This window comes from Mesorhizobium waimense (assembly GCF_003601975.1).
Lineage (GTDB): Bacteria > Pseudomonadota > Alphaproteobacteria > Rhizobiales > Rhizobiaceae > Mesorhizobium > Mesorhizobium waimense.
Genome location: NZ_QZWZ01000015.1, coordinates 23,449 through 47,829 on the forward strand (window position 1 = coordinate 23,449; position 24,381 = coordinate 47,829).

Annotated in this window: 23 protein-coding genes; 9 read left to right on the top strand and 14 right to left on the bottom strand. The window is 63.6% G+C overall.

Features of this window, described 5'->3' with window-relative positions; translation table 11 throughout:
- Positions 1-9: 9 nt before the first annotated feature.
- Complete coding sequence (gene ppx, locus D3227_RS19555) at positions 10-1,542, bottom strand: exopolyphosphatase (RefSeq protein WP_120015954.1); 1,533 nt, start codon at positions 1,540-1,542, stop codon at positions 10-12.
- Positions 1,539-3,740 (bottom strand): RNA degradosome polyphosphate kinase, encoded by a 2,202-nt coding sequence (locus D3227_RS19560; protein ID WP_120015955.1) that lies wholly within the window; start codon positions 3,738-3,740, stop codon positions 1,539-1,541. Before D3227_RS19560 ends, ppx begins: the two co-directional genes overlap by 4 nt.
- Positions 3,741-3,987: 247 nt before the next feature.
- Between D3227_RS19560 and D3227_RS19565 the strand changes: the two genes are divergently transcribed.
- Complete coding sequence (locus tag D3227_RS19565) at positions 3,988-4,233, top strand: zinc-finger domain-containing protein (protein ID WP_120015956.1); 246 nt, start codon at positions 3,988-3,990, stop codon at positions 4,231-4,233.
- 13 nt (positions 4,234-4,246) lie between these two features.
- The gene (locus D3227_RS19570) at positions 4,247-5,485 is read left to right on the top strand and encodes an FAD-dependent monooxygenase (RefSeq protein ID WP_120015957.1); all 1,239 of its coding nucleotides are present in this window, start codon (positions 4,247-4,249) and stop codon (positions 5,483-5,485) included.
- A gap of 159 nt (positions 5,486-5,644) precedes the next feature.
- Here D3227_RS19570 and D3227_RS19575 read toward each other — a convergent pair whose 3' ends face one another.
- The 7 genes from D3227_RS19575 to D3227_RS19605 all read right to left on the bottom strand — a co-directional run bounded on the left by D3227_RS19575 (position 5,645) and on the right by D3227_RS19605 (position 12,563).
- On the bottom strand, positions 5,645-6,313 hold the full coding sequence (locus tag D3227_RS19575; RefSeq protein ID WP_120015958.1) for a TIGR02117 family protein: 669 nt from the start codon (positions 6,311-6,313) through the stop codon (positions 5,645-5,647).
- A gap of 111 nt (positions 6,314-6,424) precedes the next feature.
- Positions 6,425-7,174: an amino acid ABC transporter ATP-binding protein gene (locus tag D3227_RS19580; RefSeq protein ID WP_192180127.1), complete on the bottom strand. Its 750-nt coding sequence runs from the start codon at positions 7,172-7,174 to the stop codon at positions 6,425-6,427.
- A 73-nt stretch (positions 7,175-7,247) separates the two neighbouring features.
- On the bottom strand, positions 7,248-8,405 hold the full coding sequence (locus tag D3227_RS19585) for an amino acid ABC transporter permease (protein ID WP_120015960.1): 1,158 nt from the start codon (positions 8,403-8,405) through the stop codon (positions 7,248-7,250).
- A gap of 4 nt (positions 8,406-8,409) precedes the next feature.
- On the bottom strand, positions 8,410-9,597 hold the full coding sequence (locus D3227_RS19590; protein ID WP_120015961.1) for an amino acid ABC transporter permease: 1,188 nt from the start codon (positions 9,595-9,597) through the stop codon (positions 8,410-8,412).
- A 63-nt stretch (positions 9,598-9,660) separates the two neighbouring features.
- Positions 9,661-10,689 carry an amino acid ABC transporter substrate-binding protein gene (locus D3227_RS19595; protein WP_120015962.1) on the bottom strand — a complete coding sequence of 343 codons (1,029 nt, stop codon included), beginning with the start codon at positions 10,687-10,689 and terminating at the stop codon, positions 9,661-9,663.
- A gap of 386 nt (positions 10,690-11,075) precedes the next feature.
- Positions 11,076-11,918, bottom strand: a complete 843-nt coding sequence (locus D3227_RS19600) for a DUF2182 domain-containing protein (RefSeq protein WP_120015963.1) — start codon at positions 11,916-11,918, stop codon at positions 11,076-11,078.
- 9 nt (positions 11,919-11,927) lie between these two features.
- The gene (locus D3227_RS19605) at positions 11,928-12,563 is read right to left on the bottom strand and encodes a DUF1326 domain-containing protein (protein WP_120015964.1); all 636 of its coding nucleotides are present in this window, start codon (positions 12,561-12,563) and stop codon (positions 11,928-11,930) included.
- A gap of 364 nt (positions 12,564-12,927) precedes the next feature.
- On the opposite strand from D3227_RS19605, the gene D3227_RS19610 reads away from it, so the two are divergent.
- The 5 genes from D3227_RS19610 (at position 12,928) to D3227_RS19630 (ending at position 17,156) form a co-directional block, all read left to right on the top strand.
- Positions 12,928-14,097: a cystathionine beta-lyase gene (locus D3227_RS19610; RefSeq protein WP_120015965.1), complete on the top strand. Its 1,170-nt coding sequence runs from the start codon at positions 12,928-12,930 to the stop codon at positions 14,095-14,097.
- A 225-nt stretch (positions 14,098-14,322) separates the two neighbouring features.
- The gene (locus tag D3227_RS19615; RefSeq protein WP_120016083.1) at positions 14,323-15,405 is read left to right on the top strand and encodes an HPP family protein; all 1,083 of its coding nucleotides are present in this window, start codon (positions 14,323-14,325) and stop codon (positions 15,403-15,405) included.
- A gap of 99 nt (positions 15,406-15,504) precedes the next feature.
- Positions 15,505-16,179 carry an RNA polymerase sigma factor gene (locus tag D3227_RS19620; protein ID WP_120015966.1) on the top strand — a complete coding sequence of 225 codons (675 nt, stop codon included), beginning with the start codon at positions 15,505-15,507 and terminating at the stop codon, positions 16,177-16,179.
- A 135-nt stretch (positions 16,180-16,314) separates the two neighbouring features.
- Positions 16,315-16,839 (top strand): DUF4142 domain-containing protein, encoded by a 525-nt coding sequence (locus D3227_RS19625; protein WP_120015967.1) that lies wholly within the window; start codon positions 16,315-16,317, stop codon positions 16,837-16,839.
- Positions 16,836-17,156 carry a cupredoxin domain-containing protein gene (locus D3227_RS19630; protein ID WP_120015968.1) on the top strand — a complete coding sequence of 107 codons (321 nt, stop codon included), beginning with the start codon at positions 16,836-16,838 and terminating at the stop codon, positions 17,154-17,156. The genes D3227_RS19625 and D3227_RS19630 overlap by 4 nt, the downstream gene beginning before the upstream one ends.
- Positions 17,157-17,210: 54 nt before the next feature.
- Here the strand turns inward: D3227_RS19630 and D3227_RS19635 are convergent, their stop codons facing one another.
- The 4 genes from D3227_RS19635 to D3227_RS19650 all read right to left on the bottom strand — a co-directional run bounded on the left by D3227_RS19635 (position 17,211) and on the right by D3227_RS19650 (position 21,706).
- Entirely contained in the window at positions 17,211-18,110 is a 900-nt protein-coding gene (locus D3227_RS19635; protein ID WP_120015969.1) for a LysR substrate-binding domain-containing protein, read from the bottom strand.
- A gap of 55 nt (positions 18,111-18,165) precedes the next feature.
- Entirely contained in the window at positions 18,166-19,287 is a 1,122-nt protein-coding gene (locus tag D3227_RS19640) for a branched-chain amino acid ABC transporter substrate-binding protein (protein WP_120015970.1), read from the bottom strand.
- Between the two features lie 48 nt (positions 19,288-19,335).
- Positions 19,336-20,655, bottom strand: a complete 1,320-nt coding sequence (locus D3227_RS19645) for a serine hydroxymethyltransferase (protein WP_120015971.1) — start codon at positions 20,653-20,655, stop codon at positions 19,336-19,338.
- 211 nt (positions 20,656-20,866) lie between these two features.
- Complete coding sequence (locus D3227_RS19650) at positions 20,867-21,706, bottom strand: crotonase/enoyl-CoA hydratase family protein (protein ID WP_120015972.1); 840 nt, start codon at positions 21,704-21,706, stop codon at positions 20,867-20,869.
- 170 nt (positions 21,707-21,876) lie between these two features.
- Between D3227_RS19650 and D3227_RS19655 the strand changes: the two genes are divergently transcribed.
- Complete coding sequence (locus D3227_RS19655) at positions 21,877-22,461, top strand: TetR/AcrR family transcriptional regulator (protein WP_120015973.1); 585 nt, start codon at positions 21,877-21,879, stop codon at positions 22,459-22,461.
- Between the two features lie 29 nt (positions 22,462-22,490).
- On the opposite strand, the gene D3227_RS19660 is transcribed toward D3227_RS19655, so the two are convergent.
- A complete protein-coding gene (locus D3227_RS19660; protein WP_120015974.1) occupies positions 22,491-23,711 on the bottom strand; it encodes an anion transporter in 1,221 nt (406 codons plus the stop codon).
- Positions 23,712-24,040: 329 nt separating this feature from the next.
- Between D3227_RS19660 and D3227_RS19665 the strand changes: the two genes are divergently transcribed.
- Positions 24,041-24,361 carry a hypothetical protein gene (locus D3227_RS19665; RefSeq protein ID WP_120015975.1) on the top strand — a complete coding sequence of 107 codons (321 nt, stop codon included), beginning with the start codon at positions 24,041-24,043 and terminating at the stop codon, positions 24,359-24,361.
- Positions 24,362-24,381: the final 20 nt, after the last annotated feature.

The following is a 24,381-nucleotide window of genomic DNA, read 5'->3' on the forward strand; positions in this document are numbered from 1 at the left end:
CGGAACGGACTATTTCACGGAAACGCTCGGCCCGCCCTCGACGGCCAGCACCAGACGGCGGCCGGTGACCCTTGCCAGTTGCGCCAGGCGCCCGGCCGGCCGCTCGCCGTAGAGGTCGGCCAGCGATGCCGGCAACACCAGCGCCAGCCCGCCATTGGGGCGGGGTTCCCATTTCAGCCTGGGCATGACGCCCGGCATCGCCGCCGTCAGCAGGTAAACGACGCGTAGCATCGCCGCCAGCACGCGGGCGCGCTCGAGGTAGCGCGGCGTCGCCAGCCCGCGGATTTCCGGCACAGCCTCGTTGAACACGCCCTCGTGGCGGAACAGGCCGACAAGCGCCAGGAAGGCGCGGCCGGGATGATCGACGCCGATGAAGGAGGCGTGGGCAATGATGTTGAGCGACTGCTTGCCGCGATATTCGGGATGGGCGCGCCAGCCAATGTCGGCCAGCAGGCAGGCAGCCTGGCGATAGCGCGCCTCGTCCTCGGTCTCGTCGATGCCGAAGGCGGCGAAGGCCTTGCCGGTCCATTCGACCAGCTCATGCGCGTGGGTGACCGAGCGCGAGCGCAGCCGGGCAAGTTCCTCGGCCGCCGAGATCAGCGGATCGGCTTTCTTCTCGGCCTCGTCCAGCAGCGAATAGAGAAACCCCTCGCGCACGCCGAGCGCCGAGACGACGATCTTCGAGGGCTGCATCGCCGCCATGATCTCCTGCAGCACGACGGCGCCATAGGGCAGCAGCGAGCGGCGGTTCTTGGAGACGCCCTCGATGCCCTTGACCTTCTCGATCTCGGCCTTCGCCACCTGCTTGAGGAAGTTCTGGGCACTGTCGGCGCTGATCTCGTAATGATGCATGACGCCGAGCGGATAGTTGGTCATCTCCATGTGCAGCCGGGCAAGGTTTCGCCAGGTGCCGCCGACCGCATAGAAGGCCCTGCCCTGGCCGCCCCTGAGCAGCTTTGCCCGCGCCAGATGCTCGCGTGCGATCTTTGCCGCCTGGGCTAGCGAGTTCTTCGCCATGTCCTGCAGGCGCAGGCCGCCGAGCGGCAGCGTGATGCCGTCGCCGATCGCCTCGCCATTGATGTCGATCAGTTCCAGGCTGCCGCCGCCAAGGTCGCCGGCAACGCCATTGGCAGGATGGAAGCCGCAGATGACGCCAAGCGCCGAATAATGCGCCTCCTGGCGGCCGCTCAGCACGCGGATCTCGGTCTTCAGCACATCCTCGGCGCGGTGGATGAAGTCGGGGCCGTTCACAGCCTCGCGGGCGGCGGCGGTCGCCAGCACATACATGTGCTCGGCGCCGGCCTGGTTCGAGAGCGCACGAAAGCGGCGGAACTCCTCCATCGAGCGGGTCACCGCCTCGGGGTCGAGCTTGCCGGTCGAAACGATGCCGCGGCCGAGGCCGGCCAGCATCTTCTCGTTGAACAGCAAGGTCGGCGAGCGCGCCAGCCCTTCATAGACGACAAGACGGATCGAGTTCGATCCGATGTCGATGATGGACAGCGGTCGGCGATCCTGGAGCCGGCCCTGGGATGTTGAAATCATCCGCTGGTCGCTGCGTTCTTCTTGCGGCGCTTGAACTGTGCGATGCGCTTGGGTGCGTGCGACTTCAGCGCGTCACCCCGTCCGGAAAGGCTCGGATTGGTCATGAAATATTCCTGCGCGTTGAACGGTTCCTCGCCCTCCTCCAGCACGACGCGCCGGGAGGTTCCGTCAGCCAATACGTCGAAACTTTGCTGGTTGTCCATGATATTGCCCAGCATGATCTGGCCAAGAACCTGTTCATGCACAGTTGGATTGGTGATCGGCACCATGGTCTCGACGCGGCGGTCGAGATTGCGCGGCATCAGATCGGCCGAGGAGATGTAGAGGATCGCCCCGTCCGAGGGCAGGCCATGGCCGTTGCCGAAGCAGTAGATGCGGCTGTGTTCGAGGAAGCGGCCGACGATCGATTTTACCCTGATGTTCTCGGACAAACCGGGCACCTGCGGCCGCAGGCAGCAGATGCCGCGCACGACGAGATCGATCTCGACGCCGGCACGGCTGGCGTCGTAGAGCGCGTCGATTATGATCGGATCGACGAGCGAATTCATCTTCATCCAGATGCGGGCAGGACGGCCCTCCAGCGCATGCTGAACCTCGTCCGAGATGTGCTTCAGGATGCGCTTGCGCAGCGTGAAGGGCGAGATCGCCAGCCGCATCTCTTCGGCGGGCTCGGCATAGCCGGTGATGAAATTGAACAGCTGCGCGACGTCGCGGGCGATCGTCGGGTCAGTGGTGAAGAAGGACAGGTCGGTGTAGATGCGCGCGGTGACCGGATGGTAGTTGCCGGTGCCGAGATGCACGTAGTTGCGTAGCTTGCCGTCCTCGCGCCGCACCACCAGCGACATCTTCGCGTGGGTCTTCAGCTCGAGGAAGCCGAACACCACCTGGACGCCGGCGCGCTCGAGGTCGCGCGCCCAGCGGATATTGGCTTCCTCGTCGAAGCGCGCCTTGAGCTCGACAAGGGCGGTCACCGACTTGCCGGCCTCGGCGGCGTCGACCAGCGCACGCACGATCGGGCTGTCGTTGGAGGTGCGGTAGAGCGTCTGCTTGATCGCCACCACCTCCGGGTCGGCCATCGCCTGGCGCAGGAACTGCACCACCACGTCGAAGGACTCGTAAGGGTGGTGGACGACGATGTCTTTCTCGCGAATGGCTGCGAAACAGTCGCCGCCATGTTCGCGAATGCGCTCGGGAAAGCGCGGATTGTAGGGCATGAACTTGAGGTCGTCGCGGGCGACGGCGACGATCTCGGAGATCTGGCTGAGCGCCAGCGGACCGGTGAGCACGCTGATGCGGCTCGACGAGACGCCAAGCTCGCCGGCGACGAAGTCGCGCAGTTCCGGCGGCATCAGCATGTCGAACTCGATGCGGATGACCGAGCCGCGGCGGCGGCGCTTCAGCGCCGTCTCGAACAGTCGCACCAGATCCTCGGACTCCTCCTCGACCTCGATATCGCTGTCCCGGATGATGCGGAACGTGCCGGAGCCCTTGACCTCGTAGCCGGGGAACAGCTTCCCGATGTAAAGGCCGACCGCCTCTTCGAGCGGGATGAAACGGACATGGCTCTTGCGGTCCGGCAGGCGGATGAAGCGCTTCAGCGCCACCGGCAGGCGCAGCAGCGCGCTCATCTCCTCGCCATTCTTGCGGTGGCGCAATTGCAGCGCCATCGAGAAGCCGAGGTTGGGGATGAACGGGAACGGATGCGCTGGGTCGATCGACAGCGGGGTGAGCACCGGAAACACCTGGTCCTGGAAATGCTCTTCCAGCCAGGTTCTCTCGTCCCTGGTCAGCCCATCGCGGGTGATACTCTCGATGCCTTCCTTGTTGAGCAAGAGCATCAGCGCCGAAAGGCTCTTCTGCTGGTCCTCCTGCAGGCGCTCGACCTCGCGCAGCAGTTGTTCGAGCTGCTGTTCGGGGGTGCGACCGTCCGGGCTCTTCAGCGCGATGCCCTCGCGCACCTGGCCGGCAAGGCCGGCGACGCGGACCATGAAGAACTCGTCGAGATTGGCGGCCGAGATCGACAGGAAGCGGACCCGCTCGAGCAGCGGATGATGCGCATTCAGCGATTCCTCGAGAACGCGCCGGTTGAACTGCAGCCAGGAGAACTCACGATTGACGAAACGGTCCGGGTTGCCGCCCTGGGGGCTGGCCTTTTCCACGCTGGTGAATTCGCTCTGTGCCGGCTTCAGTTCGTTCATGGTTCCTGCTCTGCCCCGTCTGCACCCGGCCAGAGCGCCGCGCGTCCTTCAGGACGCGCAAAGGACGCTCTGCCCAACTCAATGCCACACACGACCCTTTCCGAAAACCGCAATCGATTTTCAGGGTCATGCGTTAACCGGCTTAACTTATCCTCTGACAGGCTTTTGCGACAGTTTCATTTCATCGATCTTGCAAAGAGATGGGTTATGATCCAGATGCAGGCGAGACCGAGTTAAGGAGACGACGATGGCTGGCGGTTCCATTCCCCATTTCCAGAACGATGCGGGCCACCCGGCGATCGACATCGGCGTCCGGGAATTCATGTGCACCGGCGCCAACCCGCCCTTCGACCATCCGCATGTGTTTCTCGATATGGGCGACGACAATGAAAAGGTCTGCCCCTATTGCTCGACGCTCTACCGCTATTCGACGAAGCTGAAGGCAACGGAAACGCAGCCCGCCGGCTGCCTCTATATCGACCAGGCCGCCTGATTCCGTCACCGCCATGAGCGACGCGCGGTCCCGGCAGGTCGTCATCGCCGGGGCTGGCATCGCCGGGCTGACCGCAGCCCTTGCCTTCGCCGAACGCGGCTATCCGGTAAAACTGTTCGAACAGGCCAGACATCTCGAAGCGACCGGCGCCGGCATCCAGCTTTCCCCCAACGCAACACGCATCCTGCGCCAACTCGGCGTGCTCGACCGGCTTTCGTCACACGCGGTGCGGCCGGAAGCGGTCGTGCTGAAGGATGCCGCGACGCTACGCGAACTGGCTCGCGTGCCGCTTGGGCAGGCAGCCGAAAGCCGCTGGGGCGCCCCCTATCTCGTCGCTCATCGCGCCGATCTGCAAGCCGCGCTTGTGGCGCAGGTGGCGGGGCGGCCGGGGATCGAACTCGTCGCTGGCGCCCGCGTCAGCAGCGTCGCCACCGGGCCGCACGGCATCGCCGTGACGGCGCAAGCCGACGGCAAGACCGTCGAAGCCGAAGGGTCGCTGCTCGTCGGCGCCGACGGCGTCTGGTCGCAGGTTCGGGAGCGGCTCTCGGACCAAAAGTCGATTTCCGGCAAAAGCCGTTTTTCGGGTGAGCTGGCCTGGCGCGCCACGGTTCCGGCCGAGAGTGCCGCCGGAAGGGCCGTTGCAGCAGTCGGTGCCGCAAACGCGGTCACCACCTTCCTGCATCCCGGCTTCCACATGGTCGCCTATCCGGTGAGCCGGGGTACTGCCTTCAACCTCGCCGCCTTCACCAAAGGCGAGCGTATCACAGAAGGCTGGTCGGGCCATGCCGATCCCCGCATCCTCACCGAGGCCATGCGTGGCACCGCGCCGGCACTTGCCCGGCTGGCCGAAGAGGCCGGCCCGTGGACAGCCTGGCCGATCCATACGGTCGAGCCCAAGCAGCCATGGTCGACACCCGCCGGCATCGCGCTGATCGGCGACGCCGCGCATGCGATGACCCCCTTCGCGGCGCAGGGCGCGGCAATGGCGATCGAGGACGCCGCGACATTGGCCGACGTCATTGCCGCCTCCCCTGCCGACTTGGCAGGTGGTCTTCAAGTCTGGGAAAATTTGCGCCGGCCGCGTGTCGCGAAGGCCGCACGGCGCGGCGCCGTCAACCGCCTTGCCTGGCATGCCTGGGGACCGGTGGCGTTGGCGCGCAACCTGTTCCTGAAGGTGCGGGCGCCGGAGAAGCTCGCAGCGGATTTGGACTGGCTTTATGGCTGGCGGGAGCCGGAAGCTGGCGAAACATGAAACTTGCGACGGGCCGGCGAGACAGCGCCCCCTCTGTCGCCAATCTCCCCCCTCGTGGGGGAGATGTCCGTAGGACAGAGGGGGCGCGAAGGAATGAGGCGCTCGACGTCTGCCTCACCTGTCATCGCAAAACCGGCTAATCCAGCCGGACCGATCCTTTCAATTGTAAAGCCGCATCGATAGCCCCAGCGACGCCGGCAGCGGGTTCCACCAGCCGGTGCGCAGGCCGGCGGTGCGCAGGGCTGACGCCGTCCAGGTGTTGCAGCCAACCAGCGCATTGAAATGGCCGTTGGCCTCGTAAAAACGGTCTAAGCGGGAATAAGCGGCATTCTCGATGACGATGGGGCCGCTCGGCCCCTGCTGGAAGCTCGCGGCGATGAAATCGAGCAGCGCGGAAAAACGCTCCTCGCCGATGTCGAAGCCGGCGACGTCAGGATGCGGCTCGACGATGGCGCCGGCGATGTCGACATGCATCACGGATGCGTCCAGCGTCAGCGCCTTGAGCACTGGCACCGCCTTCAGCTCGGACCAGGTCGGCGTCTCCAGATAGAAGGCCCGGCCGCCCCAGCCGAAGACGATGTAGCGCACCTCCAGAGCGTCGGCAGGGATGCCGGCATCGACCAGGAAACGGAAGCGCTGGCGCACATGGTCGTCGACCGGAATGGCGATGTCAGTGTGGATCGGGTTGTTCAGCACCAGAATGTGGCGCGTGCCGGCGGGCGCGGCGGCGGCCGCTCTCCACAGTGGCCGCGGCACCAGAGTGCCGAGCGCGGTGGCAAGCGCAATCGCGGCAACCAACATGGCCAGAAAGCGCAGGAATCTTCTCATCAGGCTTTGCGGCCCCGTCGCGTTTCAATGCAGGCGATCAATACCTGACCGCCAAAACGCAAAAAGCCCGGCCGCGATGCGGCCGGGCTCTCTTGATCTGTGTCGGACCGGTCAGTGCAGGATCTGCGACAGGAACAGTTTCGTGCGCTCATGGCGCGGATGGTCGAAGAACTCGGCCGGCGTGTTCTGTTCGACGATCTGACCCTGGTCCATGAAGATCACCCGGTTGGCGACCTTGCGGGCAAAGCCCATTTCGTGGGTGACGCACAGCATGGTCATGCCTTCTTCGGCCAAGCCCACCATCGTCTCCAGCACTTCCTTGATCATCTCCGGGTCGAGCGCCGAGGTCGGCTCGTCGAACAGCATGATGCGCGGGTTCATGCACAGCGAGCGCGCGATCGCCACACGCTGCTGCTGGCCGCCGGAAAGCTGGCCCGGATATTTGTGGGCCTGTTCCGGGATCTTGACGCGCTTGAGGAAGTGCATAGCGATTTCCTCGGCCTGCTTCTTCGGCGTCTTGCGCACCCAGATCGGCGCCAGCGTGCAGTTTTCCAGGATGGTCAGGTGCGGGAACAGATTGAAGTGCTGGAACACCATACCGACCTCGCGGCGCACCTCGTCGATCTTCTTGAGATCGTTGGTGAGTTCCTTGCCGTCGACGATGATCTTGCCCTTCTGGTGTTCCTCCAGCCGGTTGATGCAGCGGATCATGGTCGACTTGCCGGAGCCGGACGGACCGCAGATGACGATGCGCTCGCCGCGCATCACCTTGAGGTTGATGTCCTTCAGCACATGGAATTCGCCGTACCATTTGTGCATGCCGATGATGTCGATGGCGACATCGGTGGTCGAGATATGCATCTTGGCGGCGTTGACCTTGATTTCTTCCGCGCTGACGGCGTTTTCAGTGGCCATGGCAATTCCCCTTTTTTTCTTAGCGTTTGTGGCCGGTGTCGAGCCGGCGTTCCGTGAACATTGAATAGCGCGACATGCCGAAGCAGAACAGCCAGAAGACGAAGGCAGCGAAGATCAGGCCGGACCTGGCCGTCTGCGGCGTTGCCCAGTTGGCATCGGAGAAGTTCAGCTTGACGACGCCGAGCAGGTCGAACATGCCGATAATGTAGACAAGGCTGGTGTCCTTGAACATGCCGATGAAGGTGTTGACGATACCGGGAATGACCAGCTTCAGCGCCTGCGGCAACACGATCAGGCCCATCTTCTGCCAGTAACCGAGGCCGAGCGAATCGGCACCCTCATACTGGCCCTTGGGGATGGCTTGCAGGCCGCCGCGCACCACTTCGGCCATGTAGGCAGCGGCGAACAGCGACACACCGATCAGCGCGCGCAGGAGCTTGTCGAAGGTGACGCCGGCCGGCAGGAACAGCGGCAGCATGACGCTGGCCATGAACAGAACGGTGATTAGCGGGATGCCGCGCACGGTCTCGATGAAGACCACGCACAGCGTCTTGACGATCGGCATCTTCGAGCGCCTGCCGAGCGCCAGCACGATGCCGATCGGCAGCGACGCTGCAATGCCGACGAAGGACAGGCTGAGCGTCACCAGCAGGCCGCCCCACAGCGGAGTTTCGACATGCGGCAGGCCGAACATGCCGCCGACCAGCAGGATGAAGGCAAGGATCGGCATCGCCAAGAAGAACAGAATGGCGTTCAACCCCTTGCGCGGCACCTTCGGGATGAGCAGCGGCACCAGCAACGCCACGAACAGGATGGCGACCAGGATCGGCCGCCAGCGCTCCTCGATCGGATAGCGGCCGAACATGAACTGGCCGAACTTGGCATTGACGAAGGCCCAGCAGGCACCGGACCAGCCGTCCGGCTGGATGCCGCCTTGCGCCACCGTGGCACAGAATGTGCGGTCAATGCCGGTCCACTGTGCGTTGAGGAAGGCCCAGTTGATGACTTGCGGCAGGATCATCACTACCAGCGCGATGCCAATGATGGTCAGGATGGCATCGCCGACCGAACCGATCAGGTTCTTGCGCACCCAGGCGCCAGGACCGCGCACGCCGGCTGGCGCCTGCTGCGCCAACGCCATTTCGGTGCGAACCCAGGAGGTGTCGTGTTCCTGCATGGCCCTACCTCTCCACCAGCGCCATCTTGGCGTTGACCACGTTCATGACCGCCGAGGTCAGCAGGCTGAGCACGAGATAGACAACCATCATGATCAACACGCACTCGATCGCCTGGCCGGTCTGGTTCAGCACCGTGCCGGCTGTAGCCGTCAGATCAGGATAGCCGATGGCGATGGCCAGCGAGGAGTTCTTGGTCAGGTTGAGATACTGGCTGGTCAGCGGCGGGATGATGATGCGCATCGCCTGTGGAACGACGACCAGCCGCAGGATCGATCCGGGCCGCAAGCCGAGCGCTCCGGCTGCCTCGGTCTGGCCCTTGCTGACGCCCACAATGCCGGCGCGCACGATCTCGGCAATAAAGGCCGCCGTATAGCAGGACAGCGCCAGATAGAGCGACAGGAACTCCGGCTTGACCTGGAAGCCACCAGTCAGGTTGAAGGTCGATTGCTTCGGAAAATCAAACGTCAGCGGGAAGCCGCTCAGCGCGTAGGCGAGCAGCGGCAAGCCGACGATCAGCGCCAGCGATGTCCAGAACACCGGGAATTGCTGGCCGGTGGCCATTTGCCGCTGACGCGCCTTGCGGGCGACGAACCACGCCATGGCAATGCCGACAAGCAAAGCGACGAAGATCAACCAGGAGCCGTCGCCCCAGACGGCGCGCGGAAAATAGAAACCGCGCTGGTTGAGGAAGGAGCCGAAAGGCAGGTTGATGCTCTCGCGCGGTATGGGAAGCACGGCAAGCACGCCGGAATACCAGAAAAAGATGACCAGCAGCGGCGGTATGTTCCGGAAGATTTCGACATAGACCATGCAGATCTTGCGGATCAGCCAGTTGCGCGACAGCCGGCCGATGCCGAGGATGAAGCCGATGAGGGTCGCGGTGACGATACCGGCGCCGGCAACAATAAGGGTATTGATGAAGCCGACGACGATGGCGCGGCCATAGGTCGAATCCGACGAATAAGCGATCGCGGTGTCGGAAATGTCGAAGCCGGCGCGCCCCCTGAGGAAGCCGAACCCCGATGCAATGTGAAGCCGCGCCAGATTGTCGATGGTGTTTTGGACAATCCACCAGACGCCCGCCCCCAGCAAGACGACAACCAAGACCTGGAAGAATATGCTGCGGACCTTTGGATCATTTACGAAGGAAGCCCGACTTGGCTCCTCGCGAAGAATTTCCTGCGATGCCATGCGACCGTCCCCTGGAAAGAGAAACCGGAAGGCAGAGGATCTGCCTCCCGGATCACATTTCGATCAGCGGATCGGCGGAGCGTATTGCAGGCCGCCCTTGGTCCACAGCGCGTTGATGCCGCGCGCGATCTTGAGCGGGCTGCCCGAGCCGACATTGCGCTCGAACATTTCGCCGTAATTGCCCACTGCCTTGACTATATTCACGACCCAGTCGTTGGAGACGCCGAGATCGGTGCCGATCTTGGTGTCGGCCTCCTGGCCGAGCACGCGCTTGATCTCGGGATTGTCGGAGGCCTTCATCTCCTCGACATTGGCCTTGGTGATGCCGAGTTCCTCTGCCTGCAGGAGCGCGAAATAGGTCCACTTGACGATGTGGTACCACTGATCGTCGCCCTGGCGCACGGCCGGTCCGAGCGGCTCCTTGGAGATGATCTCGGGCAGCACGACATGGTCGGCGGGTGCGCCGAGCGTCAGGCGGATGCCATAGAGGCCCGACTGGTCGGTGGTGTAGACGTCGCAACGGCCGGCGTCATAGGCGGCGTTGACCTCTTCCAGCTTCTCGAAGACGACCGGATTGTACTCCATCTTGTTCGACTTGAAATAGTCAGCCAGGTTGAGCTCGGTCGTGGTGCCGCTCTGCACGCAGACGGCGGCGCCCGAAAGCTGCAGCGCCGAATTGACGCCCGGCAGCTTCTTGGCGTTGATCATGAAACCCTGGCCGTCATAGTAGGTGACGCCGATGAAGTTCAGGCCGAGTGCGGTGTCGCGATTGATGGTCCAGGTGGTGTTGCGCGACAGGATGTCGACTTCGCCCGACTGCAGCGCGGTGAATCGTTCCTTGGCGCTGAGCGGCGTGAACTTCACCTTGGTGCCGTCACCGAAGACGGCGGCCGCGACGGCGCGGCAGAAGTCCGCGTCGATGCCTTGCCAGTCACCCTTGTCGTCAGGCGCCGAGAAGCCGGCCAGACCGGTCGACACGCCGCACTGGATGAAGCCCTTCTGCTTGACGGTGTCAAGCGTGCCGGCCGAAGCGGCCGATGCCGTCAATCCAAGCGCGGCGGCGCCGAGAATGCCAATTGCAATGTGTTTCATAACCCACAGACCCTTTTCTGTTTTACAGGTGCCCCTGTTTCTCAGGCAAAACCTGAATCTTTTTCCCGTGCGTGAATACAGCTCCCATTCCGGCCCACTACCGGAACCCCGCATCGTAACCGACGCGCTGCCTCCCATTCACGAACTGCATCGAAGGCGATTATTCCTGTGAGGTCAAGGGAAATGACCGAATTCGAATGCGTTTGAAAACCAATTGCCGGAAATGCCCGAATTGCAGACAAGGCCGCCCGCAAATTGGTCAGCATAGCAAACAAAGTCGGCAAACGCCGATCCACGCAAGTCCGCGTCGCAACAGCGAAATCCGAGGTCTGGATTTACTTTGCGTCACTGGCTCGATCACTCGATGACGCGGAGGACGGGGCTGCTCAATGCGCCCGAACGAGCAGCCACGCACCGATTGCCACCATCAGCGCGCCGGAGATGCGCGGAATCAATTGCCCGGTGGGCATGGTCTTTTCGAGAAGGACGAGGATTGCGATGCCGGCAATCCACAGGACGTTCATGACACCGCCGACGAAGAGGAGCGCCATCAGCGCCCAGCAGCAGCCGAGGCAATAGGCGCCGTGCTCGACGCCGAGCCGAAGCGCGCCAAGCGGATGGCGGCGGAAACCGCCATGGCTGCTCAAAAACGCGATCGGCGCCTGGCATTGCCGCAGGCAGACGCCCTTCATCGGCGTCCATTGATAGAGGCCGGCAGCGATGAGAATCACGCCGCCTAAAACCGCACTGCTGGCGGCCATCATCGGACTGAGCAATGCGAGGCGAGCAAGCAGCCATTGCGCACCGGTCGCGGCAAGGCTGAAGGCAATCCAGACGAGAAGGTAGCCGGTAAAGAACCACGCTGTCGATGCGATCGGCCGGCCATCCGCCTTAGCCTTGCGACCGACGCCGGCGTAGAGCAGCAGCATCGGCGCAACCGACGGCGTCATCATGCCGACCATCATCACGGCCCACATGGTGAAGATGAAGGCGAAGTCGGCCGGCGCCCAGGCCCGGAAACCCGGAGCCACCGTGGCGCCCATATCCATGCCGGACATGTCCATGCCGGACATGTCGCTGCTCGCGGCCGGCGCCGTCGCGGCAGGCATGGCCATGTCGGCAGCAAGCCACAGGACATAGGTCCAGGCGAGCCCGGTGAGCAGGACGAGCGCAAGCGCCACCACCGTGCGGTCGCGCCGCAGCACCGCCTCGAGGGCCGTGTCGCTCATCGGATCAGGTCAATGCACGATGCCGCTTTGCGAGAGATGCAGATTGGCGAAATGGCTGTGGGAATCGGCCAACTCGAACTTGATCGGGCCGGTTGCCTTGGTCCAGCCGCGACCGACTTCGGCGAGCGAATATTCGAAACCGTGCGTGAGGTCGATGCGCGCCCGATGCTCGTTCCCGGTGACGGGATTCTTGATCGGTTCGCCATGGCCCTTGGTTACGCCCGGCACATGCAATTGGCCGGTCCGGGCGTCGACGTCGACCTCGAAGTCTATTGCCGCGAAGATCGGATCGTGGACCTTCTCCAGCGTGGTCGAAAAGACCTGGAATATGGTCGCGCCGGGTTCGGTATCCTCACCGCTGAGAATGCGAAGCAGCGCTCCGCGTTGCGCCTCGCTCGCCCGCTCGTCGATGACCACCGCCGCCTCGCCCCTGCCGTGGTGGATCGCGCCAGGCCAGCGGAAGACCCCGGCAAAGCGCAAGCCATCCAGCTTGGTGTCGCCGTGATAGCCGCTTTCGATTTCCACGCCGACCACCGCCTGGCAGGATCCGCGCGTCGGCAAGGCGTTGAACTGGCAGGGGCAACCATAGGTGCAGTTGCAGTTGACGAATTCGCGCGCCTTGATCATCCATTTGACGTCGGCCATGACATTCCCCTCCTGTTGGCGCGCTCATGCTCTGTGAGCGCGACGTCCGGATTTGGGACCAGGAATGCAACCGGCAACAACCATCCGGCAGCTCTGATCGAGGCAATCCGGCGATAAATATTAGAATTCAAGTGTATGCCTTTCGCGGCCACCGACAATAGGCCGATCGACGGAGGCCGGCGCAGCAACCAGCGAGGCATGGACCGGCACGCTGCCGGAATCCCGCGGGAGACCTCACCGCTTTTGCCGCCGTGAATTGGCATATCCGAAGACTGTCGGCTGGCGGGTCCCGGTCGGTTGCACCGCCGGTGCTGCCGCACTATGGCTAGCGCCCTCCCCACATGACCAAGAACGGCAAAGAGCAATGGCAAAAGACGGCAGCGAAATGGGCATCAACACGCGGCTTGCGCATTCAGGCAACAATCCGCGCGACTATTTCGGTTTCGTCAATCCGCCGGTCGTGCATGCCTCGACGGTGCTTTATCCCGATGCGGCCTCGATGGCGGCGCGCAGCCAGAAATACACTTATGGCACGCGCGGCACGCCGACCACCGACGCGCTGGCGCTGGCCGTCGACGCGCTGGAAGGCTCGGCCGGCACGATCGTCGTGCCGTCGGGATTGGCGGCCGTGACGATACCGCTGCTCACCTTCGTCTCTGCGGGCGATCATCTCTTGATTGTCGATTCCGTCTATCATCCGACGCGCAATTTCGCCGACACGATGCTGAAGCGGCTGGGCGTCGAGGTCGAGTATTACGATCCATATGTCGGCGCCGGCATCGCAGCGCTGATCAAGCCAAACACAAAAGTGGTGTTCACGGAATCTCCCGCCTCCAACACGTTCGAGGTGCAGGACATACCGGCGATCGCCAAGGCCGCGCGTGCGGCCTGCGCAATCGTGATGATGGACAACACCTGGGCGACGCCGCTCTATTTCAAGCCGCTCGACCATGGCGTCGACATCTCGATCCATGCGGCGACCAAATACCCGGCCGGTCATTCCGACGTGCTGCTCGGTACCGTCTCGGCCAATGAGGCGTGCTGGAAACAGCTCTATCAAGGTTTCTGCACGCTGGGCTGCTGTTCCGGACCGGACGATGTCTATCAGGTACTGCGCGGCCTGCGCACCATGGGGGTCAGGCTGGAGCATCACCAGAAAAGTGCGCTTGCCATCGCTGCCTGGCTGGAGGGTCAGCCGGGCGTCGCGCGGGTGCTGCATCCGGCGCTGCCCAGCCATCCCGACTACGCTCTGTGGAAGCGCGACTTTTGCGGCTCGAGCGGCATCTTCTCCGTCGTGCTCAAAGGCGGCGGACAGCGGCAGCAGCACGCTTTCCTCGACGCGCTCAAAATCTTTGGCCTCGGCTATTCCTGGGGCGGTTATGAGAGCCTTGCGGTGCCGGTCTTCCTCGGCGACCGCATGATCGCCAAAGGTCCTTATGACGGGCCGCTGATCCGGCTGCAGATCGGGCTCGAGGATGTCGAGGACCTCAAGGCCGATATTATGCGCGGGCTGGAGGCGGCTGCCGCCATCTGATTCCGACACTTGCCACGGTGAATCGGAAAACCGGCGCAACATCCTGAAAGGACTGGCTGGAAGGCTGTCATGAGACGGTCCATGTCGAAAACCGGGGTTGGCGGACCTTGCGCAATGTTATTTCTCCGATCCGCGATTTTTCGGATTGATTTGGCTTCCAACTTCGGCCGCTTGGCGCCATTGCGAGGCGTTTCGAGCAATGCCGCACCCTTTCCAGAGCTTGCCATGGCTTTTCGCCTCTTCGTTCCCATTCTCGCCGGCGCGACGCTGCGCGAGCGCCTCATCGCCTGTATCGGCGCGACGATCGGCATTGCGCTGACGGGCGCGATCGGCGGCCTGGTGCTCGGCAATGGTCCGCATGTGCCGTTGCTGGTGGCGCCGATGGGCGCTTCCGCTGTGCTTTTGTTCGCAGTGCCGGCGAGCCCGCTGGCGCAGCCCTGGTCGATTATCGGCGGCAACACCATTTCGGCACTGGTCGGCGTCATCGTGGCACATTTCATCCACGAACCGGCGCTTGCCACCGGCATTGCGGTGGCGCTGGCCATAGCCGCCATGTCGTTCGCGCGCTGCCTGCATCCGCCGGGTGGGGCCGCCGCGCTGACGGCCGTGTTCGGCGGACCGGCGGTCACCGCCGCCGGTTTCCTGTTTCCTTTTGTTCCGGTTGCGCTGAACTCGATCGTGTTGGTCGCGCTCGGCTACGGTTTCCACAGGCTGTCGCGGCGCAGCTATCCGCATGTGCCGGCTCCTGCCCCGAAAAGTTCGCATGGGACGATCGATCCGCCGCCGCAGGAGCGTGTCGGCTTTCGGCCCGAAGACATCGATGCCGCGCTGGGTGCGCTTCACGAGACCTTCGATATCGACCGCAACGACCTCGAAAGGCTGCTGCGGCAGGTCGAATTGCAGGCGATGGTGCGTACGCACCGGACCTTGCTGTGCGAGGACATCATGTCGCGCGACGTGGTCTCGGTGCATGAGAATGACACCGCCGATCGGGCGCGCCAGCAGCTCCTCGACCACAACATCCGCACCTTGCCTGTGATCGACGCTGAGGCAAGGCTGGTCGGCGCTGTCGGCCTGCGCGAACTAACAAAGGCCGCCGATACGGTGAAGGGCGTGATGTCGAAGGCGAGCACGGCTTCGCCTGATACGCCGGCGATGAGCCTGCTTCCCGTGCTCACCGACGGCCGCAGCCATGCCGTGGTCATCGTCGACGGCGAGCGGCACATTCTCGGCCTGATCACGCAGACCGACCTGCTGGCGGCGGCCGCGCGGGTACAGACGGCAGACAAGGCGCAGGCAGCAGCATAAAAAAGCGATGCCGTTGAAAATCCGGGAACCTTTTGCCGGCAGCAGCATCCAATGTCCCGATCAAGCGTTGGAGATCGGGGCGCGATGAGGAAATTCGCAATGCCAGCTGCCGCGGCTTCCGTGCCTGACGTCTTGTCCAGCGACATGCAATTGGTGCGCCGGTCGCTGGCGCGCGAGGCGGATGCGTTTCGCACCATCATTAAGACGCATAACCAGCGCCTGTACCGCATCGCCCGCGGCGTCGTGCACAACGACGCCGAGGCAGAGGACATCGTCCAGGAGGCCTATGTCAGCGCCTTTGCCAATCTCGGCGCGTTTCGTGGCGATGCCTCGTTAGCCACCTGGCTGTCGCGCATCGTCATCAACGAGGCGCTCGGACGCCTGCGCAAAGGGCGGCGCACCGTGGCGATGCCTGAAAACCCGGAAGCGCAAATCATCCGGTTCCCTCTCAACCCAAGCGACGATCCGGAGCGGTCGATGGCGCAGCGGCAGATCCTCGGGCTGGTCGAGCGGGCGACCGACAGCCTGCCCGATGACTACCGGACCGTCTTCGTCGCGCGCGTCATCGAGGGCCTGAGCATCGAGGAAACCGCCGACCTGCTCGGCGTGCGGCCCGAGACCGTGAAGACCAGGCTACACCGCGCTCGCGCTTTGGTGCGCAAGGCGCTGGACGACGAAATCGGCCCCGTGCTGCTCGATGCCTTCCCCTTCGCCGGCCGGCGCTGCGAGCGGCTGACCGAAGCGGTGATGAAGCGGCTCGGCCTGGAAGGCTGAGCCTTGCCCACCTGACCTTGGCCGGCTGATTTTTCGCCTATTTCGCGGGAACGTTTGCCACCTCCCCGCATCCAATCATCGTCAACTGAAATCGAAGTCCGATGCGATTACGCGCCCCGGGCAAAAGGAGATGCCATGTCTATGAAACACACCGCCGCTTTGGCCGCGCTGCTTCTGGTTTCCGCAACCCCGTTCGCACGGGCCGCCGACAAGCCGACCGACCCGCAGATCGCCCACATCGCCTACACGGCCGGCGTGATCGACGTGGAAGCAGCCAAGCTGGCGATCGAAAAATCCAAGACCAAGGACGTCGTGGACTTCGCCAACGACATGGTGCGCGACCATGAAGCGGTGAACGTTCAGGCGCTCGACCTGGTCAAGAAGCTGAAGGTCACGCCAGAAGACAACGCCACCAGCCAGGCGCTGAGCAAGGCGGCGCAAGAGGAACGCGCCAAGCTCGCCAAGCTCGAGGGGGCTGCCTTCGACAAGGCATATGTCGCCAACGAGGTTGCCTACCATAAGCAGGTCAACGGTGCGCTCGAAACCCTGCTGATCCCCTCGGCGGAGAATGGCGAACTAAAGACCCTGCTGGAGACCGGCCTGAAGATTTTCCAGGGTCATCAGCAGCATGCCGAGCATGTCGCCGGCATGCTGAAATGAAAGCCGGCGTGCTGATACGACCGCTCGCAGGTGCGCTGGCGCTGGCGCTCGTCGCCAGCCCGGCGCTAACCGCCACGATCGAGGTGACAATCGACAAGCTCGTCTTCACGCCGGCAAGCATTGAGGCGAAAGTCGGCGACACGATCGAATGGGTGAACAAGGACGCGTTTGCCCACACGGCTACGGAGAAAGGCCGCTGGGAGGTGATGATCCCGCCAAAATCGAAAGGGCGGATCACCCTTAAGAAGGCGGAAGCAGTCGACTATTTCTGCCGCTTTCACCCCAACATGAAGGGCCATCTGGACGTGGGGCCTTGATGAGTTTGAAACCGCCGGCGAAGCCATCGCTTGTTGCCGCCGGTTGCCATCGAATCAGCCCTGGCTCACTGCGCTCTGCGCAAGCAGCCAGTCGATCATCTGCGCGGCCTGCGCGGGTGGTCGGTCCGGCGCAAGGATCGAGAGGCTGAGGCCGGTGGGCACGCGCCGCTCCGGGAACGGCGCCACCAGCGAACCGGTGGCTAAGGCGCGCGACACCAAGGCTTCATGCCCCATCAGCACGCCGGCGCCGTCGACGGCCGCCTGCAGCGCCATGCTGTAGAGCGAGAACTCGGACCCGGACTCGATCGACGGCCCCTTCAGCCCGGCAGCATCGAACCACAGGCTCCAGTCGCCGGTCCAGGTAGTGTCCCACAGCAGAAGCTGCGATGAGAGATCGGCCGGTGTTTTCAGCAGTCCGGCCAATGCGGGCGCGCAGACCGGAAAGATGACATCGTCGCTAAGCTTGAACGCGCGGCTGCCGGCTGGGGCATGCCTGGTCAGGAAGATGGCGAGGTCAAAGGGCTCGCGCCTGAAATCCGGCGGCACCTCCAGCGCATGGATCGATGGGCGCAGCGCTGGATGTGCGGCGCGCAGCGCCGGCAGGCGCGGCGCCAGCCAAAGCTGGGCGATCGACGGCAATGCGGCGATGCTGACCTGGGGCCTCGGCGCCGAGATGCGCAGTTCCTGGACGGCAAGGCCCATGGCGTCGAAGGCTGTGGAGAAGGCAGGCAGGGCGGCGCGCCCGGCTTCGGTCAGATGCAGCCCCTGGGGGTGGCGGACAAACAGCGACGAGCCCAGCCACGCCTCCAGCGCCTTGACCTGATGCGACACCGCCGCCGGTGTCACGCCAAGCTCGTCAGCCGCCTTGGCGAAGCTTTCATGGCGGGCGGCCGCCTCGAAAGCCCGCAAGGCATTGAGCGGCGGCATTCGAGGTCGCGGCGGATTGACGGCCATCGTCCGTTCCCGGAAAACGTCGGCGACCGATGTGCGGCCGCCGACGCGGTGTTTCCTATTTGAGGGCCACCGGGGTCAGCCTGCCATCGACCTTCTGCCACTCAAATACGACGAACCCCGGCTGCTTGATATCCCCCTTGTCGTCATAGGAAATCGAACCGAGCACCGTCGAGATGCTGGCACCGGAATGGAGGTAATCGGACGCCGCCGTGGGATCGTCGGCGTTGGCCTTGGCGATGGCCTCGGCAAGGATCTGCGTTGCCGCGTAAGCGTAGAGGGTTACCGCCTCGGTCGGCACGTTCTTGGCCTTCAGGTCGGCGACGGCATCCTTGGCTTCCGCGAACGTTGCCGGGTCGGGGAACGAAGTCATCAGGGTTCCAGCGGCACCGTCACCGCCGATGGCGCCGAATTCGCTGTTGGAGATGCCGTCGCCACCCATCAGGATGTTGGTGACACCCTGGTCGTGCATCTGACGCACGATGAGCCCGGCCTCGGTGTGCTGGCCGCCATAATAGACGAGGTCGGCGCCCGACTGCTTGATCTTGGCGACGAGCGGGCTGTAGTCCTTCTCGCCGGGGTTGATCTCTTCGTGCAACACTTCCTTGCCGCCGCCGGCATTGTAGGCCTTAGCCATCTCGTCGGCGAGGCCCTTGCCCGCCGTCGACTTGTCGTCGATGATCGCGATCTTCTTGTCCTTGAAGCGGGCGAGGATGAATTTGGCGGCAATGATGCCTTGTTGGTCATCGCGGCCGCAGGCGCGGAAAGCATTCCACAGGCCGCGCTCGGTCACCATGGGGTTGGTGGCCGTCGGCGTGACGAACAGGATCCCGTTCTCGGCATAGACCTCGGAAGCCGGAATGGTGACACCGGAATTATAGTGCCCGACGACATAGTGTACGCCGTCGGCGACGAACTTGTTGGCCACCGAAACGCCCTGCTTCGGGTCGGAAACATCATCGCCGACGGAGACAGCGAGCTTCTGGCCGAGGACGCCGCCATTGGCGTTGATACGCTCGACAGCCGTTTCGACTCCGACGCGGTACTGTTCTCCATAAGCGGCATTCGGTCCCGACATCGGACCGGCGACGCCGATCACGATATCCGCCCTCGCGGCACCGACAGTCGCGGCAGTCATTAGGGCAGCAGTCATCATCTGCACGATCATGCGCATTTTCATTCCCCTGTTTTTTAGAGAACGGCGGGCTTTTTCCCGCCGCTTCAGGCGTCAGTTCACAAAATGAAGCTTGTTGAACCGTCGCCGGAATGCCGTGACATCCGTCGCGACCTGTGCGCTGGCGTCTTTGCCGCGCAGTGCCCTGGCAATGAAAGCCGCGAGTTCCGGCATGTCGTCTTCGGTCATGCCCCAGCGGACGATCTCGGGCGTGCCGAGACGCAACCCGTTCATGTCGCCGTCGACAGCGTCGATGGGCAGGCCGATGCCGCAGGTCAGAATGTTGGCCAGCCTGAGCTTCTTCGCCGCCGCTTGGCCGCCGCCGAACTCGGCTGCCTCGATGGCGAACTGATGCGATGTCGTGGAGCCTTTGCCGGTTGAAAACACCGGCAGACCGCGATCGGCAAGACCATCCGCCAGCGACCTTGCGGTTCGTGCCATCGTCGCGGCGTAGGCCCTGCCGTGGTCTTTCCAGTCCAGAAGCGTGATCGCCAGAGCGGCCGACTTGGCGGCATCGAAATTGGCGGTCATGCCGGGAAAGGCAATCCTGTCCAGCTTCTCGGCGATGTCAGTATTATTGGTGACGATCAGGCCCGAAGGCGGTCCGCCAAGGCTCTTGTAGGTGCTCATCGTCATCAGATGGGCACCTTCCTGGAGGGGTTGCTGCCAGGCGTGTCCGGCAATCATCCCGCACAGATGCGCCGCATCGAAGAGAACCAGCGCGCCGACCTCATCGGCTATCGCCCGGATCTCGCGAATGGGATGCGGCAGCAGATTGAGGCTGCTGCCGATGGTTATCATCTTCGGCCTTACCGATCTGGCCATGTCGCGCAACTTGCCGACGTCGACGGTGTAGCCGTCGGCATCAACCGGTGCGGTGTGGATGTCGAGCCCGTAAAGCCCGGCGCAGCCGGCCATATGGTGGGTTACATGGCCGCCGATCGCCTGCGACGGGACGATGATCCTGTCGCCCGGCCGAGCTGCAACCATGAACGCATAGAGGTTGGCGATGGCGCCGGACGGCACCCTGATCTCGGCATAGCTGGCGCCGAAAACTTCGGCCGCCAGTTCCGCTGCGATCACCTCGATCTGCTCGACGCCCTCCAATCCCATTTCATATTTGTCGCTGGGATAGCCCAGCGACGGGCGCGATCCCAGGCCGGAAGCCAGTGCGGCTTCGGCCTTCGGGTTCATCACATTGGTCGCCGGGTTGAGGTTGATGCAGTCCGCATGGATCGACCGGTTCAGCTCGATCCCCCTGTTGATTGCCGCCATAACGGCAGCGGTCTTCTGGCCGCTCGTCTTCTGCGCCAACTGCTGGGCAAATTCGTCGCAATGCGATGGAACCCAGGGCCTGCGAGCGAGAACGACCATCGATGCCTCCTTTGCCAACCGCGGACAATGCGGCTGCGAGTGGAGGCGCAAGGTGGAGCCGTTGGTCGCTAGGGCGCAAGCGAGCAGTTCTAGCGCCTAGGCTTAGAAAAATTAGGTCTACCCAGCGTCCATCGGAGGTGGACTATTTCTGCCGCTTCCACCCCAACATGTAAGGTCTTGTTGCGGTGGCGCCCTGAACCTGTGCGCCAGGCTAGTCCAGCGCCAATGAGGCTCGCCTCGCCTCGTCCGGCCGCGAGATGCACGAGCCGTCATGGCCCGGCTTGCGTCGCCCGATCCAGGCATCGAGCCCTTCGCGCAGGTCCGCGGTCGGGGCCATGCGGGCGAATTGCTCGGCCTCGACCAGCAAACCCTCGGCAATGCTCTGGTTGAGGCCGCGGGCCACCGCGGTGAGGATGCTCGCCACCGCCGCTGGCGAGTGCCTGACAATACGATCGGCGAACTCGAGCGCGGCCGGCATCAGTTCCCCGTGCGGCACCACCTTGTTGACGAGCCCGAGTTCAAGCGCGCGCTGTGGCGAAAACACCGCGCCGGTCAAAAGCAGTTCGAGGGCCCGCTTGCGGCCGGCGAGCCTCGGCAGGCGCTGCGTGCCGCCGAAGGTCGGCGGCATGGCAAGCCTGATCTCGGGCTTGGCGAACAAGGCTCGCTCGCTGGCAATGGCGAGCGGCACGGCTTCGGTGATTTCGCAGCCACCACCGAAGGCGACACCGTTGACGGCGGCGATGATGGGCTTGCGGAAGGCCTCCAGCCGCGACGTCAGCCGCTGCCCGCGCATGACGAAATCGCGCAAGGCGACATCGGCGCCAAGCGCCACGCTGGCCGAGAATTCGGAAATGTCGCCACCTGCCGAGAAGGCCCGCTCCCCTGCGCCAGTGAAGATGGCCGCCCGGACGGAGGCGTCGGTCTCGATGATATCGAGGATCGCTAGCAGGCGGTCGATCAAAGCATAGTTCAGGGCGTTGAGCTTTTCAGGGCGATTGAGCGTGAGGATGGCAACCCCGTCGCGGATCTCGGTGAGCACAAGCTCGGCCATGTCTCTTCCTTTCCAGCGCTTCTAAGGCACGTCATGCGACGCGCTCTAGGTCGTTGTTTCTGTGCGTGTCGTTGTCCCAAAACCGCTGCACATTTTTGGGCGACACGCATTGGCTGGAAAGGATCAGGCTTTCGATTGCTTGTATATTCACTAGTCGGTATACATGGCGCATGAGCGAAGCATTGAGCCCTACCCGCAAACGCATCGTCGATGCCGCGACGAAGCTCTTCTATGCCGAAGGGATCGGCCGCGTCAGCGTCGACGCCGTCGCTGAAAAAGCAGGCCTCACCAAGCGCACACTCTATTATCACTTCAAGAGCAAGGACGAACTGATCGCCGCCTATCTCGATGGCCGCGACCAGCCGAACATCAAGCAGATGGCCGGCTGGTTCGAAGCGGCGGAAGGCGGCGTTGAGCGCAAGGTCGAAGCGATCTTCACCAATCTGGCGCGCGTTGCGAAAAATCCGAAGTGGAAGGGCTGCGGCTTCCTGCGCACCGCGGCCGAACTGGCCTCGATGCCCGGGCACCCGGCAGTCAAGGCCGGATCGCGGCACAAGAAGAATTTCGAAACCTGGCTGGCCGGCGAACTCTCAGGCCATGGCGTCGGCGAGCCGCAAACGCTGGCGCGCGAAATCGTGCTGCTGATGGACGGCGCCTTCTCGATCATGCTGATCCATCGCAACCCCGACTATGTTGAGGCAGCCGGACATGCCGCAGCGACGCTCGTCCGGGCACGATCCTGGCAAAAGGACTGATCGCAGGCCCCTGCGCGTGTCGTGTATGCCTAAAGCGCCAGCCAGGCCGTGCCGGCGAGAAGGGTGACCAGGGTCAGCGGCAGCCCAACCCTGAAGAAAGCGCCAAAAGACAGAGCCTTGCCGGCGCGCCGCGCCTGCTCGGCGACGATCAGATTGGCGACGGACCCCAGCAGCGTGAAATTGCCGGCCAGCGTCGAGCTCATGGCCACGACCAGCCAGGCGCGCTCGGGATTTTCCAGGCCCGGGATGAACGGCCGCAGCGCCAGAACGGCCGGCACATTGCTCATGATGTTGGACAGCACCGCGGTGAAGCCGGAAAGCCGCCAGACGTCGTCCAGACCAAGGTCTTTGGCCGAGGCGATCATGTCTGATGTCAGCAGCGTCTTTTCGGCACCGGCAACGACGATGAACAGGCCGGCGAACATGAACAGCAGCGGCCCGTCGATCTCGCGGTAGATGCGGGCCGGCTTGATGGCGCGGGTGAGCAGCAGGATGGCACCGCCGATCAGCGCCGCCTTGGCAACGGGCACGCCGGCGAAGAAGGCGATCGCCAGGCCGATGCAGACGACCACCGCCTTCAGCACCTGCCCCGGCAGCATGCGGCCACGATAGACTTCGGGGCTGAGTTCGGCCGTGCGTGCGAACTCGGCCTTGAAGACTATGCGCACGATGACGATGACGGCGGCAAGGCCGAACAGGGCGACCGGCGCCAGCGCGGCCGAAAAGGCCGGGTAGGAAATGCCCGACAGCGCACCGATGACCATGTTCTGCGGATTGCCGGTGATGGTGGCGACGCTGCCGCAGTTGGAGGCAGTGGCGGTGGCGATCAAATAGGGGATCGGATTGCGGTTGATGACGCGGGTGACGTGGACGACGATCGGCGCCATCACCAGGCAGATCGCGTCATTGACCAGGAACGCTGAGAGCACACCTGTCAGAAGCGTCAAAATCACCAAGAGCATGAACGGCGCGTGCGCGTGCTCGATGGCGAAGCCGCCGAGAGCGCGAAAGGCACCCGAGACCTTCAGATGCGCCACCACGATCATCATGCCGAGCAGCAGCGTGATGGTGTCGAAATTGATGGCGCGATAGGCGTCCTCCATGCTGAGCGCGCCGACGGCGATCATCGCCGCGCCGCCAAGCAATGCGATCCCTGCCCGGTCGAGGCGCAGTCCGGGGATGCGGCCGACGGCGACGCCGGCATAGGTCAGGACCAGGATCAAAAGTGCCGCCGCGCCCGTCAATGTCATTCCAGAAGCCTTGTCCTAAATCTCGTCAGTCCCCTGCTCCGACAGACTCGGCCCGGCAGACAGTCTCGCTCCACATTTAGCAAGCGTCCGGCAAAGCGAAAGCGCCGCATCGCTTGCGCCCTAGAAACTTTCACTCGTCCGCGCCGGACGACGCAGGCTCGGCCGATCCGGCCGGATACAGGCCGAAGGTGTGCGCATCCGGTCGTCCACGACGCCTTTCGAGCCCATGTTCGTCACACAACGGGAAATTGTGAGGGAACCTTCGCCAGAGAGAGCGGTTCCCCCAACAGTCGCTAAGCGACGACTTTCACTAAGAATGGAGACAAACCATGATCATGAAGATCCTCGCAGCCTCCGTGCTTACGCTTGGTCTGGGCGCATCGGCGATGGCCCAGAATGCCGACGAGGGCATGGCCGGATCAGGCGTCAACGACGGCAGCGGCAAGTCGGTCGTCGTCGACCCCAACGATCCCAATGCCGTCGACCCGAACGCCACCTACAGCATAGACGGCATTTCCAATCCATATGGGACGAGTTCGACTCCCGATCAGAACTGCTCGGCGAGCCCGCAAGGCGCACAGCCGGACGCCAGCGGCAAGTCGCCAGGGACGACCTCGCCAACGGTGAACGACAACCACTGCGGCAAATAACCCCGATCAGAGGCCCCGAA